Genomic DNA, 15,632 nt, shown 5'->3' on the forward strand with positions numbered 1-15,632 from the left:
CCCGAACAATGAGGTGGCACGTCCCGTAACAAAACCCGGCACAGCACCGGCACACTCGGCACACAACCAGGACGTCGCACCGTCCCGACCGTTCACAGCCTTGGTGTCTCACGCCGGTGAGGCGGGAATTTGACGCTAAGTTTAGCAAGTGAGCCACAATGAGGGAAGCATTGCGCCACGGGCGGTTACGATACGTTAACGGGTTGCGCGGATGGCGACAGTGATGGGGCGGCGGTCTGGCGAACCCTTGAAAATATGGACTGTTTTTTGGCTGGTTTCCCTGACGGAAACGACAGGCTTAAATCATTGAGGCGTTTATGCCTCATTCCACACGGTCACTTCCCCGTTACCCAGGTTTCCGAACGCTGTGTTTCCGTTTCCGCGGATAATCCCGGCAGCTTGCGGCGTCAAAACCAGCGAATAGGCTTGGGAGATGTGGGCCGAACACGACCTGTCGAGGCTGATCGCCTGTCCGACCTGCGATACGCTGACCGTTTCGGACGGTGTGGCAGAGGGAATGCGGCTGACGTGCGCGCGGTGCCACCGCGTACTCGTCTCTCCACGGCGTCACGCCGTCGCGGTCGTCCTGATCCTCGCAGCCGCTTCGGTCGGTCTTGCAGTCGGCGCAGCCGCCCTGCCCTTTCTGACGTTCCATCGCTTCGGTCTGACGCGCGAGACGACGCTTCTGGGCGCGGTGCTGCGGTTCGAGGGCGCCCTTCTCGTCCTGTCGGCGACCGTTCTGGCGCTGGCGATCCTGCTGCCCGTCGCGCGGTTGCTTCTGACGGTCTGGGTGCTGCTGCCGCTTGTCATCGGCTTCAAGCCCTGGCCCGGAGCGGCAAGGGCGTTCCGGCTGGCCGAAGCGCTGCGGCCCTGGGCGATGGCGGAGATCTTTGCCGTCGGGGCGGGCGTCACGCTTCTGAAGGCGTCGGATCTGGCGCGGGTCGATATCGGACCCGCGTTCTGGATGCTGACGGGCCTCGTCGTGCTGGTCTGGGCGCAGGAGTCGATCCTGTGCCGGGCCGGCATCTGGGAGGCGCTCGAGCGATGACGACGGCGCGGGCGGAAGGGCTGGTCGGATGCACGCGCTGCGCCCGCGTCTGGCCGGGGACCACGCCAGTCTGCGGACGGTGCGGCGCACGGCTGGAGAGCCGTCCGGCGCGGCCGCTCCGCAGGGTCTGGGGCTGGTGGGCGCTGGGTGTCGCGGCCTATGTCCCGGCGATGACCTGGCCGATGCTCGAGACGCGGGTCCTTCTGTCGTCGAGCGCAGAGACCGCCGTCGGTGGAGCGGTGGCGCTGGCGCGGTACGGGGAATGGCTGGTGGCCCTGGTGATCCTCCTGGCCTCGGTCGCGATCCCGGTCGCCAAGTTCGGGGCGGTGGCCCTTCTGGCGCTGGCGGTGGGGTCGCGGTCGAGGGGTCGGGCGGAGGCGCGGCACAGGCTGCACGCGGCGGTCGAGTTCATCGGGCGCTGGTCGATGGTCGACGTGTTCGTGGTGGCGCTTCTCGCCTCGACGGTGCGATTCTCGTGGATCGCCACGGTGCGGCCCGGACCGGCGGTGCTGGCCTTCGCGGTGTCGGTCCTGTGCACGATGCTGGCGGCGCGGGCGCTGGACCCGCGGCTGATCTGGGACCTCGACGAGGAGCCTAGCCCGAGAGTTCCATGACCTTGCCGCTGTCGAGAAGCCCGCTCCAGCGCAGGGGCGACACGGGATAGCTGTCGTCCATCGCCAGACGCTCGAAGCTGAAGTCGGGCTCGAGCCGGCGCAGGCGTTCGCCGACGCGTATCGCGTCGTCGGGACGGTCGGCGGCGGCGTAGAGCGCGGTGAGGTAGCGCAGCGGCGGGCGGAATTCGGGAGACAGCGCGTGGGCAGCCTCGGCGAGGCGAAGCGCCTCGTCGCGGCGACCGGTCAGGGCGGCGGTCAGGCAGCGTCCGAAATCCCACCAATGGCCGAAGGGCGAGCCCGACGACATCTTCTGTGCGCGAACGGCCAGCGCGTGGGCCTCGGCGATCTCGCCCGCGTAAAGCTTGGCGGTGGCGAGGCTGTTCCAGGCGAGCGGATTCGCGGGGTTGAGGCTGACCGAGCGCCGCGCCAGTTCGAGGCAGACGCTCACGTCCTTGTCGAGGACGAGGCGGGTGTTGGCGACGGCGGCCAGCACCATCGAGTTCATCGGCTCGCGCTCCATCGCGTCGATGCAGAGGCGCCGCGCCTCTTCGGGCAGGTCGGGCGAGGCGGTCTCGTGCCGCTCGACGTGCTGGATGACGCGAAGCTGGGCGCGCCAGGCGGTCGACAGCGCCCCTGCCCCAAGCTCGCGGGCGCGAAGAAGCATCTCGTCGGCCTCGACCAGCGCTTCGGGGCGCAGGCAGAAGATGCGGCGGATCGCGAGGCGGGTCAGAAGGTTGGCGTCGCGGATGTCGCGGCTGTCGGTGATCGACTGGGTCATCGCCTCGGCCAGAGCGTCGATGAGCTGGTTGCCGAGCGAGACGAATTGAAGGTCTTCGACCGGCGGCGCCCCGTGAAGCTGGGTCGAGGTCATGCCGGACCACACGAGGCGGTCGGGCGAACCGTGATGGACGCGGGCGCGGATGCCGACGGCGGCGCCGTCGCCTCGGAAGGCCTGCACCTCGGCACGGAAGGCGGAGGACGGCGCCTCGCCGCCCACGCGGACGTCGGCGGACAGGGTTTCCCGCATCGACCGCGCCACGCTGTCGACGAAGATGTCCTCGATCAGACCCAGATCGCCCGACCCGCCGGGAGAAGATCCGTTGAGCGTGCGGAAGACGACGACGGGCATCCGAAGCTCGGCCGCGACGTAGATCTGGCGTTGCGAGGCATCCGCGGGGGCCGGCGCACGGGTGGCCGGTGCGCCGGAGGGCGCAGCTTCGCGCTCGCCCCGGTGATGGGCGAGCCAGTCCTCGAGAGCGTGGTCGTTCGCGGGAAGGCCGAGGCCCTCCATGAATTCGGCGCCCTCGTCGGCTTCGGCGATGTCGAGCGTGTCGAGCGAAAGGCAGGCGGCACGGCGGTCGGTCTTGAGAAGGTCGCGGTGGTCGCCAAGCGAGCGCCGGATCTCGGACAGCGCCTGCCTCAGGCTGGTCGCGGCCCGGTCCGCGCCGGAGTTGGGCCAGAGCCGCTTCTGAAGCCACAGCCGTCCCCGGCTGCCGGTCTCGTTGGTGGCGAGGAGCGCGATGAGCGCCTGACTCTTGGCGCTTTTCGGAGAAATGTCCGTGCCGTCCGGCGCCTCGAGACGGAACCTTCCATAGAGTTGAAGGCGTGCCTTGACCCGTTGTTCCACGTCTGACCCCTGTTGCTCTCCCGGCTGCGGCCGGTTGCCCCCACGTCACATTGGACCACGCGCCGATGACATTTTCAAGAAAACTGGCCATTTCGTGCGGCTCACGCGCAAATCGTGAATGAAACGTGAAAATCGACCTGCGGGCGGACGGCCTGCTTGATTTGACGCCGCCTCTTGCTCCTCATCGACCGCACGGAAGCGCGGTTCGCGCTGCGGGGAGAGCGACGTGGGTCAAGGACAGGGACAAGGTCAGGGGCAAGGCCAAGGTCAGGGCCAGGGCCAAGGCCAAGGGCAGGGTCAGGGGCAAGGCCAGGGTCAGGGCATCGACCATGCGGGCGGTCCGGGTTCGGGCATGTTGTCGTGGTCGCTTGTCACAACGCATGACGGCATCGTCGGCTATTGGGACGGTGAGCCTCTGAGGGTGCCGCCGCGCATGGGCACGTCGGACGAGGATCTGAGCTATCTCTCGAAGCCTGTCCGCTCGCTCCTGATCGACGCGATGCTGCATCCCGCGTTCCGCGTGACGGGTTCGGACGGGCAGGCCACGGCCTCGGTCGAGGGCCGGCCGCTCTTCACGATCGAGCGGCCCTCGCGCGCGGTGTTCCGGCAGCAGCTCAAGATGGTGCGCGCCTATGCGGATCTGAGGGCCGACCGGGTGAACGAGATCCTGATGCAGACGGGCGACCTGTTCTCGTTCTTCGGCGCCCAGTGCTATCTGAGCGCCGAGCGGAACGCGAAGACGCTGGCGATGCTCTATACCTGCCAGCGGCTGATGGTGACGCTCGAGATGCCGTTGAAGCATTTCTGCCGCGCGCCGCGCCCGGTGGACTATGCGACGCACATCCAGCCGATGATCCAGACGCCGGACCATTCGAGCTATCCCTCGGGTCACGCCATCGAGGTCTTTGCGGCCGCCACGGTCCTGGCGCGCCTGACCACGGGTCTGGGGCCGAAGGCGGCGATGACGGAGACGACCGCACGGGGCCGCCGGGCAGGCATGGCCTTCAGACTGGCGCACCGGATCGCGACGAACCGCTCGATCGCGGGGGTGCATTTCCCGGTCGATTCGGGCGCGGGCGCGGTCGCGGGATGCCTTCTGGGTGAGGCGGTCTACCGAGTGGCGACGGGGCTCGACGACTGGCCGGACGAAGTGTCCATCGGCTTCGAGACGCAGGGCGACGGCGAGCCGCCCTATGACCTGACGCTGAACTGGCTCAGGAACCGGCTTCCCGACGATGCCGACGCGGGCGCGGGCGATCCCGAGACGATCCTCGGCACGCTCTGGGCCGAGGCGGCGCTGGAATGGCGGGAGCTGACCGAATGACGCTGACCTGGACCGACTGGGAGGACGACCCGTCCGCCTCGGACGGCACACCCCCGTACATCGACTGGCTGCGGACCGTTACATTCGGCGGTGCCGACACGCGCGACGGGCTGTCGCTGGCGCCCCTGCCCCTGTCTCCGATGGCGGCGCGGATCTGCGGGCAGACGCACCGGCGCGCGCCGCTTCCCGGGTTCGCCCGTCCCGGTCCGGACGATTCCGTGTCGGACGATCCGCTGATCGAGTTGTCGTGGATGCCGGACCAGGATTGCGCGGTCGTGGGCGTCATCGACAGCGCCATTGCCCTCTCTCACGCCCGCTTCCGGCGGATCGACGGCGGCACGCGCTTTTTGTCGGCCTGGCTGATGAACGGCACCTGGAGACGGGGTGCGGCAGTGCCATTCGGGCGCGAACTGTTCCGGACCGAGCTTGACCGGCTGATGTTCAGCGCGCTGGCAGCGGGCGGGATCGACGAAGGACGGTTCGACCGTGCGGCCGAGGCCTCGCAGTACCCGCATCCGCGCGGGGACCGCCGGCTCGACACGCACGCGACCCACGGCACGTCTGTCGCGGATCTCGCGGCGGGCTTCGACCTACGGCTGTCGTCCGAAGATGAGAAGCGCCGCCGCCTGCCCCTGATCGCCGTTGGGCTGCCCCCGCGCACGAGTATGGGGTCGTCGGGAAATTTCCTCGAGTTCTTCGCCATGCACGCGGTCGAGTACGTCATCGACCGGGCCGACCGAATCTGGCGCGCCTGCGGGCATGGCGGAGAGGGCGGATTTCCGATCGTCATCAACCTGTCCTATGGACTGCAGGCGGGACCCAAGGACGGTCACCTGGCCGTCGAGACGCTGATCCGCGCCGTCGACCGCGCCGCCGAGGAGATGGGCCGCCCGGTGCGGATCATGCTGCCCGCGGGCAACGACCTGCGCTCTGAAGGCGCGGCGGTCTTCGATCTCGGACGGGGACGGCCGGGGCGTCTCGACTGGCGGATCAGGCCCGAGGATCATACGCCGAACTATGCCGAGGTCTGGTCGGACGAGCTGCCCGGCGATGGCGGCGCGTCTCCCGCGCATCCGGTCGCGGTGAGCTTGTCGCCCCCCTTCGGGCCGGACGGACCGGCCTCGCGCGGGCGGCACGGACAGTGCGCGACGCTTGTCGACAGTGAACGCCCGGACGTGCCCGTCGCGCGCATCTATTGCCGCAGGCACGACGATGCGGCGGACTGCGGGACGGCGACCTGGCACAGGGTAGGCTACATCCTCTGTACCGGGCCCACGCTCGAAGAGGACCGCCTGTACGGAGCGCCCTCGGGCGACTGGCGGATCGGGCTCAGGTCGGACGGGGACGCGACGCGCGCCTTCGCCTATGTGCAGTCGGATCAGAGCCTGACCTTCGGCAGCGATACGGGGCTCGTCCCCATCTTCGCGCATCCGGCCTTCGCGCCCGTGGACGAAGCGGGCCGGGCCATCGACGTCGCGGACTATCCGCTCGACGGATCGGCGCCGCGAGACACCGACACGGCCCCGCCCATGCGGCGGCGGGACACGCTGAACACCATCGCATCGCTTTGCGAGGCGCGGGTGATCGGCAGCTACCGCGCGACGGATGGCCGACCGTCGGGCTTTTCGAGTGCCGCGTCGCTTGATCCCTTGGGCGACGGCCGTGCCGCGCCGACCGCCCTCCTCCCGGGTGAGGACGGCGCGGCACGGTGGGGTGTGCTTTCGGCGGGCTCCAAGAGCGGGTCGGCCGTGGCGATGCAGGGGACGAGTTTCTCGACGGCGCTGGCGACGCGGCGGGTGGCGCTGGCCATGCTCGACTGGCTGGACGACGGCCGCGTGGGCGAGGCGCCGGGCAGCGAGGCCTGGTTCGAGACGGCCGCGCTGGCCGACGAGGCCACGGCCGCCTGGCCGGGGCAGACGGTGCCCGAGAAAGCGGGGTTCGGACGGCTGGCCGCTCCGGCCTCCGGGCGCATGGAACGGTGACATGGTTGTGCGAGGGGTGACGCGCCCACCCAAAAGGCGGCGCGGGTTCGGGGACGCAATCCGCCCCGGATCCGCGCCGCCGACGAGTTGAGAATTCTATGACCTAGGACTTTTGAGCAGGAGGGGCCGGCGCACCGTGAGGCGCCGGCCGTATTTCTTCTGCTGGCGACCGTCATGATCATGGCATATATGTCCGGCGACACTCCCGCCACGCGATCAAGGGACGGTTCGGAAGAAGGAGGGACGCAAGACATGGCAAAGGCTGAGTCCCACCCCCGTCAATCCGAGCGCCTGCACACCCTGCGGTCGTACGAGATCCTCGACACCGATCCCGAACGCGATTTCGACGAGATCGTTGCGCTCGCGGCGGCGCTATGCGGGACACCGATCTCGGTCATCAACTTCATCGACGAGGATCGGCAGTGGTTCAAGGCGGAGACCGGACTGGGCGTACGCCAGACCCCGCTGGAGACGTCGCTCTGTTCGCACGCCATCCTCGAGGAGGAGTTTCTCGAGGTGCCGGATACCCGTGACGACGCGCGGATGTGCGACAACCCGCTGTGCCTCGGCGACGAGGGCCTTCGGTTCTATGCCGGCGCGCTTCTCAAGACGAGCGACGGCCTGCCGCTCGGGACGCTCTGCGTTCTCGACCGCACGCCGCGCAGTCTGACGCCGCTTCAGCGCGACACGCTGCGGGTTCTCGCGGACCAGATCATGGCGCGGCTCGAGATGCGCCGCTCCCTGGCGACTGCGGCGCTCCTCCGGCAGGAGGTCGATCACCGGGTAAAGAACTCGCTTCAGTCGCTCGCCTCGCTGATCAGGATCGCCAACCGGGGTGCGGTGGCCGACGAAACGCGCCGCACGCTGTCGACCCTGGGATCCCGGGTCGATGCCGTGGCGAAACTGCACGAGGAACTGTACCGGACCGACGCGGGTCCGGTCATCGACCTGGCGCATTACGTCGAGAACCTGGGGCGTCACTTCCGCGCCCTGGCGCCCGCGCACCTGAACCTGGATGTGATATCCGAGCCGATCCTCGTCACGTCGGGACAGGCCGTAGCCGTGGGCACGCTTCTGAACGAGTTCGTGGCCAATTCGCTGAAGCACGCGTTTCCGGGAAGCCGCGCCGGGCATGTGCGGATCTCGATCGATCGGGGCGACGACGACACGGTCCGTATCCGGTGTTCGGACGACGGAGTGGGGTTTCCGACCAGCGCCGCAAACGCGACGTCGGGTCTGGGGATGCAGATCAACGATGTGATCTCGGAAGAGCTTCAGGGCCGGATCGAGATCTCGTCGGACAGCGACGGCACCGTCCTGACGCTGTCGTTCGAGGCGCTTCCGACAGCGGTGGCGCGGTCAGCCTAGGGCGCGGCGCCATAGAGCGTCTTCGCCCGGCCCTCGAAGGCACGGACGACGCGCGACATCGCCTCGTTGAAGAACACGGTCGCCGTGGCCTGGAGGATCCGGTTGCGGAATTCGAAATCGACGTGGAAGTGAACGTCGCACCCGCCGTCCTCCGCATCCTCGAACCGCCAGTTCGAGATCATCTTCTTGAACGGGCCGTCGAGGTATTCGGTGTCGATGCGCTTCTCGTCCGGCCAGAGCGTGACGCGGCTGCCGAACCGCTCGCGAAAGACCTTGAACGAGATGACGAGGTCCGCGAGCATCACCGTCCGGTCGTCCTCCTCCCGCGTCTCGCGGATGCGCGCGGCGGCGGTCCACGGAAGGAACTCGGGGTAGTCCTCGACGTCGGCCACCAGATCGTACATCTGCTGGGCGCTGTAAGGCAGGCGGCGGGTTTCGGAGTGGATCGGCATCGCTTCCGTCTGGTCTTGTCCGTGGTCCTGAGTGTAGAGACGGGCGCGGAGCGTCAAGAGGGAAGCGGGCCGTGAGCCAGCCTTACGAGATCGAGCAACTGATTTCGGCCAAGTCCATCGCGGCCCGGATCGAGACGTTGAGCCGCGAGATCCAGCGCGCGTTCCGGGACACCGACAAGCTTGTGGTGGTGGGTCTTCTGCGCGGGTCCTTCGTCTTCATCGCAGACCTCGTGCGCGAGTTGGACCTGCCGGTGGAGGTCGATTTCCTGGAAACCTCGTCTTATGGCGACAGCATGGTGTCGAGCCGCGAGGTTCGGATCCTCAAGGATCTGCGCGGCGAGATCGAGGGGCGCGACGTCCTGGTGGTCGAGGACATCGTCGATACCGGACACACGCTGAGCCACGTCCTGCACCTTCTCGAATCGCGGCATCCGCGGCGGCTGGAGACCATCGCCCTTCTCGACAAACCGTCGCGGCGCGAAACCGACGTGAAGGCGACCTGGACGGGGTTCGAAATTCCGGACGAGTTCGTCGTCGGCTACGGCATTGATTTCGCGCAGAGGAACCGGAACCTTCCCTACATCGGCTGCGTTCGCTTCATCGACGCAACTGAGACCTGAAGGCCACAAGACCGCGCATTTCGCGGAAACCGAAGGTGCGAATCTCGCAGCCTCCGACCTATGGTCCTTTCGGGTGGTGGCGTCGAAAGGAACTTTGGTGCGCCCACCCGGATTCTTGCTCCTTTCCGTCCTCTGCGCGGCTCCGGCGGCCGCCGAGACCCAGTTTTCCGGAGTAGGCCTGAATGAAGGCCTGCGACTGGACAGCCGCATCGAGGCACGGGAGGAGACAGGCACAGGTGCGTTTCGCCTCGGCGGCGCGGTTATGAGGTCGGAGCCTCTGAAGGCGCTGCCGCCGCCAGACACGCCCACGCTGCGGCTCGCAATCCCCTCCATCATCCACGAGACCGGCGTGAGCGAACGCAAGACGCCCTTCGGTGGCCTGGCCCTGACCTTCGGCGAAAGCTGGAACGGGCGCGACGTCTTCCACCTTGGCACGTCCCTGACGCGCGGCGCCACGACGGCGGGGGTATCGGTGACCTACGAGGGAACGGACGGCGACGTGACGGCGGGCAAGCTCTACCTCGACTATGCCGTGACCGAGCGGATGAGCGTGGGCGTGTCGGGCATGCTGACGAACGAGATCACGGTGAACGAGAGCCCTGTCCCCATGGTGGGGATCAACGCCGAGCTGACGGGACGCAACGGCGGCTTCGTTCAGGGCGGGGTCTCCGACGCAGGGCAGGCCGAGCCGATCTTCGGGCTGGCCGTGGGCCTTCGGTTCTAGGCGCTGCGCCGCGCGGACGGCGTGGTGTCCGCTTCTCCCATCATCCGGGGACCGAGGGCGGTCAGCCCCTCAAGCAGCACCTTGCGCACCCGGCGCAGGCGGCCCGAGCGGGCATAGTCGCGGTGGCTGGCGACCCAGACCGGCACGGGGGCGAGGTTGTGGGGCATGTCGATCCGCTCGATGCCGGGCCAGATGTCCCCGAAGAACACCGGCAGAAGCGCCCTGCCCCGGCCAAGCGCCACGAGGGAGGCCAGCATCAGGAAGCTGTCGGAGGCAAGGTGCGCGCCGCCGCCCCGGGCGCGCATCCAGTCGCCCGCCATGGACCGGCCGAGCGGCCCCGACAGCCGGCGAGATCTCGGGCCAGCTTCGCGAGGCGACCGCCGCATTGGCATCCGTTGCAGGCGACGGGCAGGAAGCACTGGCCGCTGGCATGGGTACTGTGGGCCAGGCCTGCGGGGCCTGCCACAAGGCGCACCGCCAGGCCGAAAATTGATCCGGTCCGGCCGGGGCCACCCTGCCCCGGCCGCTTGATGCGCGGATGAAGCGGCTTCTTCTTTGGCTCGTCGGTCTCGCCCTCGTCGTCGCAGGCGCAGGGCTGTGGCTGACGCGCGCGCGCGGTCGAGCCTGAGCGCTTCGCAGCGCTCGAGGGCGACGCCGCGCGGGGAGAGGCGGTCTTCTGGGCCGGGGGCTGCGCGTCCTGCCACACGGCGGCGGAGTCGGACGACCCCCTGGCGCTGCCGGGTGGCAAGCGGTTCGCGACCCCTTTCGGCACCTTCATCGCCCCCAACATTTCGCCCGACGCGACGCACGGCATCGGCGGCTGGAGCCTGCCGCAATTCGCCTCGGCGTTGCTGGAGGGCACCTCGCCCGAAGGCGCGCATTATTATCCCGCGTTCCCCTGGACGACCTACGCCCGGATGAGGGATGCGGACGTGGCGGATCTCTGGACCTTCATGGCGACGCTGCCGCCGCAGGACCGGGCGGATGTCCCTCACGAGGTCGGATTTCCCTTCAACATCCGCGCCTCGCTCGGCGGCTGGAAACTTCTCTTCGCGGACGACGACTGGGTGATGCCGGCGGACACGCCGGAGCTGGAGCGGGGACGTTATCTGGTCGAGGCTCTGGGCCATTGCGCCGAATGCCACACGCCGCGCAATGCTCTTGGCGGGCCGGACAAGACGCTGTGGATGGCGGGCGCGCCCAACCCTGCGGGCGAGGGCAAGATCCCCGGTTTGCGGCAGGGCCAGCTGGACTGGAGCGCCGAGGACATCGCCTATTACCTCGAGTCCGGTTTCACCCCCGACTTCGACAGCGCGGGCGGGCAGATGGCGGAAGTGGTCGAGAACATGTCGAAGCTTGCCCCCGAGGATCGGGCGGCCATTGCGGCCTACGTCAAGGCGCTGCCTCCGGTGCAGTGATGCCAGGCCCTTTCCCGGCAACGGGGCAAGGGCTAGAATCGCGCGCGGAGGAAGCGCGCATGTCGCCTAGAGTGTTGATCGTGGGCGCGGGTCCGACCGGCCTGACCGCTGCCGTGGAACTGGCGCGGCGCGGCATCCTCCCCGAGATCATCGAAAAGCGACCGGGACCGTCCAGGCTGTCGCGCGCCGTGGGCATCCTGCCGTCGAGCATCGAGATCTTCCGCCGCTCGGGCACGGATACGCCCGTGCTGGACGAGGCGGTCCGCTTCGAGGGCGGCGTCTTCCACGACGGAACGAAGCCTGTCCTTCACCTGACGCTGAACTTCGACGCGCGCATGCGGATCTGGGGGCTGGCGCAGGACCGGACCGAGCGTCACCTTGTCGAGACGCTGGAAAGGCTAGGCGGATCGGTGCGTTACGGGGCGACGTTAGACCATCTTCGGGAAACGGAGGACGCCGTCGAGGTCCGCGTCGGAGGGGTCGAGGCGCGCCATGACCTCGTGATCGGCGCGGACGGCGTCCACAGCGCGGTGCGCGCGGCGCTCGGATTCGACTTCCCCGGCCACGACCTGCCCGAGCAGTGGTCGATCGCCGATGTGGACGCCCCGGACTGGCACGGACGCGGCCGATTCATGGGCTATCGGCTGGACGGCGGGAACGTCGCCGTCGTCGTGCCGTTGGAGACGGCGCGCTTCCGGGTCATCGCGAGCGAACCCGACGCGCTCGCCGCGCTTCCCGTGCCGATGCCCGTCACGACCGTCCGGCGCTCCGGAGCCTTCATCATCTCGGTGCGGCAGGTGGCGCGCTATCAGTCCGCGCGCGTCTTCCTCGCCGGCGACGCGGCGCATTGCCATTCGCCGGTGGGTGGACGAGGCATGAACCTCGGGATCTCGGACGCGGCAGAGTTGGCGGAACGGATCGCCCTTGGCACGACGGAGGGCTACACGGAGGCCCGCCATGCCGCCGGGGCGCATGTGATCGCGTTGAGCGAGCGCGGGCGGCGGTTCATCCAGGCCAAGGGGCCGGTCGCGCGCGCGGGCGTGTTGGCGGCGATGCGGACGGTGAACGCGGTCCCTGCCCTGCGCCGGGCCGTCGCGCGGCAACTGGTCAGCGGCTGATCAGACGGCCTGGCCCAGCTTCCTCAGACGCGCGTCGCGCAGGCGGGCGAAGTCGTCGCCCGCGTGATAGGACGAGCGCGTCAGCGGCGTGGCCGAGACCATCAGGAAGCCCTTGCCGTAGGCCGCCTTTTCGTAGCCCGCGAATTCCTCGGGGGTCACGAAGCGGTCGACGCGGTGGTGCTTGGGCGTCGGTTGCAGGTACTGGCCGATGGTCAGGAAGTCGATGTCGGCGGCGCGCATGTCGTCCATGACCTGAAGCACCCCCTGCCGGTCCTCGCCCAGTCCCACCATGATGCCGGACTTGGTGAACATGGCGGGGTCGAGTTCCTTGACCCGCTGGAGCAGGCGGAGCGAATGGAAGTAGCGCGCGCCGGGGCGCACCTCGGGGTAGAGGCCGGGGACCGTCTCGAGGTTGTGGTTGAAGACGTCCGGTTTCGCCTCGACGACCGTCTCGAGAACCGAAGGATCGCAGCGCAGGAAGTCGGGCGTCAGGATCTCGATGGTGGTGGCGGGCGACTGCTTGCGGATGGCGCGGATCGTCATGGCAAAATGTTCGGCCCCGCCGTCGTCCACGTCGTCGCGGTCGACGCTGGTGATGACGACGTGGTTCAGACCGAGTTTCTTCACGGCATCGGCGACGCGGCCGGGCTCGAACACGTCGAGCGACTCAGGGGGCTTGCCGGTGGCGATGTTGCAGAACGAGCAGGCCCGTGTGCAGACGTCGCCCATGATCATCATGGTAGCGTGGCCCTGGCTCCAGCATTCGCCGACGTTCGGGCAGCCCGCCTCTTCGCAGACCGTCACGAGGCGATGCTCGCGCATGATGTCGCGCGTGGCCTTGTAGCCAGCGCCGGTCGGGGCCTTCACGCGGATCCAGTCCGGCTTCTTCGGCTGGGCATTGTCGGGCCGGTGCGCCTTTTCGGGGTGGCGCTGGCCGGGGATCTTGAGGTCTCGGGACGTCATGGGGGCGTGTCCTCCGCTTGGGCGATCTTCTAGCGGCCGCGTGGCGAAAAGTCCAATGGAGACGGGCGCATGTCGGCTATGCGTCCTGAGGCGAGCGGCAGATTTCGACGGTGGCATGTTCGATGCCGAAATCGCGGGCCAGAACCTCCTTCAGGGCGCGCCGCGCGGTCTCGCCATCCGCGCCGGGCAAGAGGTCGGCCTCGAGGGTGGCCATGGGGCGTTCCTCGGTGATCGACCAGGCGTGGAGGTGGTGGACGCGCGCGACACCAGGGACAGCGTTGAGGCGGGCGAGCGCCACCTGCGTGTCGAAGTCGGGCGGCGCTGCCTCGAGAAGGACGCGGGCGGACTCGCTCACCACGCGCCAGGCCGCGCGGAGGATGAGGATCGACACGAGGATCGACAGGATCGGGTCGATCGGGGTCCAGCCTGTCTGGAGGATCACCAGCGAGGCGACGATGGCGCCGACCGTGCCGAGAAGGTCGCCGAGGACGTGAAGGGTCGCAGCGCGGACGTTGAGGTTTTCGTCGCCCGCGCGATGCAGCACCCAGAAGGAGGCGATGTTGACGACAAGACCCAGGATCGCGACGGCCAGCATGGGCCCGCCCAGCACCTCGACCGGATCACGGAGGCGGAGGATAGCCTCGACCGCGATCCAGGCGGCGATGACGAAGAGTGCCACGCCGTTGACGAAGGCCGCGAGGATCGAAAAGCGGTCGAAGCCGTAGGTGCGCTGCCAGTCGGCGGGACGGCGCGCGAGGCGGAAGGCGAACCACGACAGCGCCAGCGCGGCGAAGTCGGTCAGCATGTGGCCCGCATCGGCCAGAAGCGCCAGCGAGCCCGTCAGAAGGCCGCCCGCGACCTCGGCCAGCATGAAGCCGCCGGTCAGAAGGGCGGCGATGCCGACGGCGCGTTCGTTGGCGTGGCCGTGAGCGTGAGCCGCTCTGTGGTCATGGTCGTGGAACTGGCGCTCCGGCATGGGCGACTACCTATGCCGAAGCGAGGTCGCGGCAACGCGACACGTTGCGTCAGACGGCTTATGTCAGACGGGCGCGTCTTCCTTCACGGTCTCTTCCTTCACCACCTCGATCTTGAGGCGGGCGGCAAAAGCGCCGATCGCGCCAAGGACGGCAAGCAGGGGAGCTGCGAGAACGACCGCCCCGCCCGCGAGTGCGCCGTAGGTCAGCGGCACTTCCAGCGCGATGTCGCCGTCGGGTTCGACGATGCGGATGCGCTTGACCTTGTTGTCGGCGGCGAGCGCCTTGACGCGGTTCACGAGCTCCTCGCTCTTGACCTCGATCTCGTCGATCCAGGTACGCTTGCGGCCGTCTTCGGTGTTGGTTTCTTCGGTCATGGGACACCCCTTCTCAAGGTTGATGCCCTTCATATAGGTATCGCCGGGGCTGGTTGCATTGACGCACGTCAAGGTTTGCGCAGCGTGGCGTCCCGCGCCAGGGCGAGCGCCGCGCCGCCGGCATCGATGAGGATCCCGGCCAGCGTGTCCACCCAGCCCGCCCCCTCGGCCGCGCTGCGCGTGACGAGGGCGAGATCGCGGCCCGGCTCTGGCGCATCGAAGCGGCGGAGCGCCAGATCAGGCTGGGCACGCAGTTCGGTCGCGACGGCGAGTTCCGGCAGGAAGGTCAGGCCGAAGCCCTGGGCGACGAGGCCTGCGAGGGTGGCCAGCGAGGACGCCCCAAGATCGACGTTCGGGCGCGAGCGAAGGCCGCAGACCTCGAGCGCCTGATCGGCGAGGCAGTGACCCTCGTCGAGAAGAAGGAGCTGGTCCTGGGCGATGGCCTGCGGGCGCAGGCCCTCGGCCCCCTGCCCCAGGCTGTCGAGCCGGGCCGGAGACCCGCAGAGCAGGAACCGGTCGCGAAAGAGGGGCCGCGCCGTCAGACCGGGATCCTGGAGCGGCAGCGCCATGATCGCCGCGTCGAGCCTGCCGTCGCGAAGGCCCGTCACCAGCGTCGTCGTCTGCGCCTCGCGAATGCGGATGTCGAGCGTGATGTCGCGGGCCCGCAGCCGCGTCAGCGCCATCGGCAAAAGATAGGGCGCCACCGTCGGGATGACGCCGAGCCTCAGGCGTCCGGCGAGCCCGTCGCGCCAGCGCACCGATTGCTCGAGGTCGCCGACCTCGGTCAGAACGCGGCGGGCGCGGTCCAGAACCTCCTGCCCCACGCGTGTCAGACGCACCTCACGCGGGAGCCGGTCGACGAGACGCGCGCCGAGCGCCTCCTCCATCGCCTTGATCTGGAGCGACAGTGCAGGCTGCGAGACGTGGACCTTCTCGGCCGCCGCGCCGAACTGGAGCGTTTCGGCGAGGGCCACGAAGTATTGCAACTGCCGGAGGGTGACGCTCATAGGTTTTAGTTATCGC

At 68.6% G+C, this 15,632-nt stretch carries 16 protein-coding genes and 1 pseudogene; 10 read left to right on the forward strand and 7 right to left on the reverse strand.

Going from position 1 to position 15,632, the window contains the following annotated elements; all coding sequences use genetic code 11:
- The first annotated feature begins 433 nt into the window (after positions 1-433).
- Positions 434-1,048 (forward strand): paraquat-inducible protein A, encoded by a 615-nt coding sequence (locus EF888_RS11295; RefSeq protein ID WP_109758495.1) that lies wholly within the window; start codon positions 434-436, stop codon positions 1,046-1,048.
- A complete protein-coding gene (locus EF888_RS11300; protein ID WP_109758494.1) occupies positions 1,045-1,662 on the forward strand; it encodes a paraquat-inducible protein A in 618 nt (205 codons plus the stop codon). The genes EF888_RS11295 and EF888_RS11300 overlap by 4 nt, the downstream gene beginning before the upstream one ends.
- On the opposite strand, the gene EF888_RS11305 is transcribed toward EF888_RS11300, so the two are convergent.
- On the reverse strand, positions 1,643-3,289 hold the full coding sequence (locus EF888_RS11305; RefSeq protein ID WP_109758493.1) for a hypothetical protein: 1,647 nt from the start codon (positions 3,287-3,289) through the stop codon (positions 1,643-1,645). The two genes, EF888_RS11300 and EF888_RS11305, sit on opposite strands and share 20 nt — an antisense overlap.
- Positions 3,290-3,515: 226 nt before the next feature.
- On the opposite strand from EF888_RS11305, the gene EF888_RS11310 reads away from it, so the two are divergent.
- From EF888_RS11310 to EF888_RS11320, 3 genes are all read left to right on the forward strand, one after another.
- Positions 3,516-4,613 (forward strand): phosphatase PAP2 family protein, encoded by a 1,098-nt coding sequence (locus EF888_RS11310; protein WP_109758492.1) that lies wholly within the window; start codon positions 3,516-3,518, stop codon positions 4,611-4,613.
- Positions 4,610-6,595 carry a S8/S53 family peptidase gene (locus tag EF888_RS11315; protein WP_109758491.1) on the forward strand — a complete coding sequence of 662 codons (1,986 nt, stop codon included), beginning with the start codon at positions 4,610-4,612 and terminating at the stop codon, positions 6,593-6,595. The genes EF888_RS11310 and EF888_RS11315 overlap by 4 nt, the downstream gene beginning before the upstream one ends.
- A gap of 252 nt (positions 6,596-6,847) precedes the next feature.
- Entirely contained in the window at positions 6,848-7,963 is a 1,116-nt protein-coding gene (locus EF888_RS11320; protein WP_109758490.1) for a sensor histidine kinase, read from the forward strand.
- Here EF888_RS11320 and EF888_RS11325 read toward each other — a convergent pair.
- Positions 7,960-8,415, reverse strand: coding sequence for a type II toxin-antitoxin system RatA family toxin (locus EF888_RS11325; RefSeq protein WP_109758489.1), 456 nt, complete (start codon positions 8,413-8,415; stop codon positions 7,960-7,962). The two genes, EF888_RS11320 and EF888_RS11325, sit on opposite strands and share 4 nt — an antisense overlap.
- Before the next feature lie 71 nt (positions 8,416-8,486).
- Between EF888_RS11325 and hpt the strand changes: the two genes are divergently transcribed.
- Positions 8,487-9,035, forward strand: coding sequence for a hypoxanthine phosphoribosyltransferase (gene hpt / locus EF888_RS11330; protein WP_109758488.1), 549 nt, complete (start codon positions 8,487-8,489; stop codon positions 9,033-9,035).
- Between the two features lie 262 nt (positions 9,036-9,297).
- Positions 9,298-9,759, forward strand: a complete 462-nt coding sequence (locus tag EF888_RS11335; RefSeq protein WP_126918566.1) for a hypothetical protein — start codon at positions 9,298-9,300, stop codon at positions 9,757-9,759.
- On the opposite strand, the gene EF888_RS11340 is transcribed toward EF888_RS11335, so the two are convergent.
- Positions 9,756-10,079 carry a LysR family transcriptional regulator gene (locus EF888_RS11340; protein WP_126918567.1) on the reverse strand — a complete coding sequence of 108 codons (324 nt, stop codon included), beginning with the start codon at positions 10,077-10,079 and terminating at the stop codon, positions 9,756-9,758. The genes EF888_RS11335 and EF888_RS11340 overlap by 4 nt on opposite strands.
- 65 nt (positions 10,080-10,144) lie before the next feature.
- On the opposite strand from EF888_RS11340, the gene EF888_RS22620 reads away from it, so the two are divergent.
- From EF888_RS22620 to EF888_RS11355, 3 genes and pseudogenes are all read left to right on the forward strand, one after another.
- The gene (locus EF888_RS22620; RefSeq protein WP_164721667.1) at positions 10,145-10,252 is read left to right on the forward strand and encodes a cytochrome c; all 108 of its coding nucleotides are present in this window, start codon (positions 10,145-10,147) and stop codon (positions 10,250-10,252) included.
- A 45-nt stretch (positions 10,253-10,297) separates the two neighbouring features.
- A pseudogene (locus EF888_RS11350) lies at positions 10,298-11,177 on the forward strand (c-type cytochrome).
- A 59-nt stretch (positions 11,178-11,236) separates the two neighbouring features.
- Positions 11,237-12,295 (forward strand): FAD-dependent oxidoreductase, encoded by a 1,059-nt coding sequence (locus EF888_RS11355; RefSeq protein WP_164721668.1) that lies wholly within the window; start codon positions 11,237-11,239, stop codon positions 12,293-12,295.
- Here the strand turns inward: EF888_RS11355 and lipA are convergent, their stop codons facing one another.
- The 4 genes from lipA to EF888_RS11375 all read right to left on the reverse strand — a co-directional run bounded on the left by lipA (position 12,296) and on the right by EF888_RS11375 (position 15,616).
- The gene (lipA, locus tag EF888_RS11360; protein WP_109758483.1) at positions 12,296-13,258 is read right to left on the reverse strand and encodes a lipoyl synthase; all 963 of its coding nucleotides are present in this window, start codon (positions 13,256-13,258) and stop codon (positions 12,296-12,298) included.
- A 76-nt stretch (positions 13,259-13,334) separates the two neighbouring features.
- On the reverse strand, positions 13,335-14,234 hold the full coding sequence (locus EF888_RS11365) for a cation diffusion facilitator family transporter (RefSeq protein WP_109758482.1): 900 nt from the start codon (positions 14,232-14,234) through the stop codon (positions 13,335-13,337).
- Positions 14,235-14,297: 63 nt separating this feature from the next.
- Positions 14,298-14,609 carry a DUF4342 domain-containing protein gene (locus EF888_RS11370; RefSeq protein ID WP_164721669.1) on the reverse strand — a complete coding sequence of 104 codons (312 nt, stop codon included), beginning with the start codon at positions 14,607-14,609 and terminating at the stop codon, positions 14,298-14,300.
- 68 nt (positions 14,610-14,677) lie between these two features.
- Positions 14,678-15,616 (reverse strand): hydrogen peroxide-inducible genes activator, encoded by a 939-nt coding sequence (locus EF888_RS11375; protein ID WP_109758480.1) that lies wholly within the window; start codon positions 15,614-15,616, stop codon positions 14,678-14,680.
- Positions 15,617-15,632: the final 16 nt, after the last annotated feature.

Source organism: Silicimonas algicola, assembly GCF_003970735.1.
Classification (GTDB): domain Bacteria; phylum Pseudomonadota; class Alphaproteobacteria; order Rhodobacterales; family Rhodobacteraceae; genus Silicimonas; species Silicimonas algicola.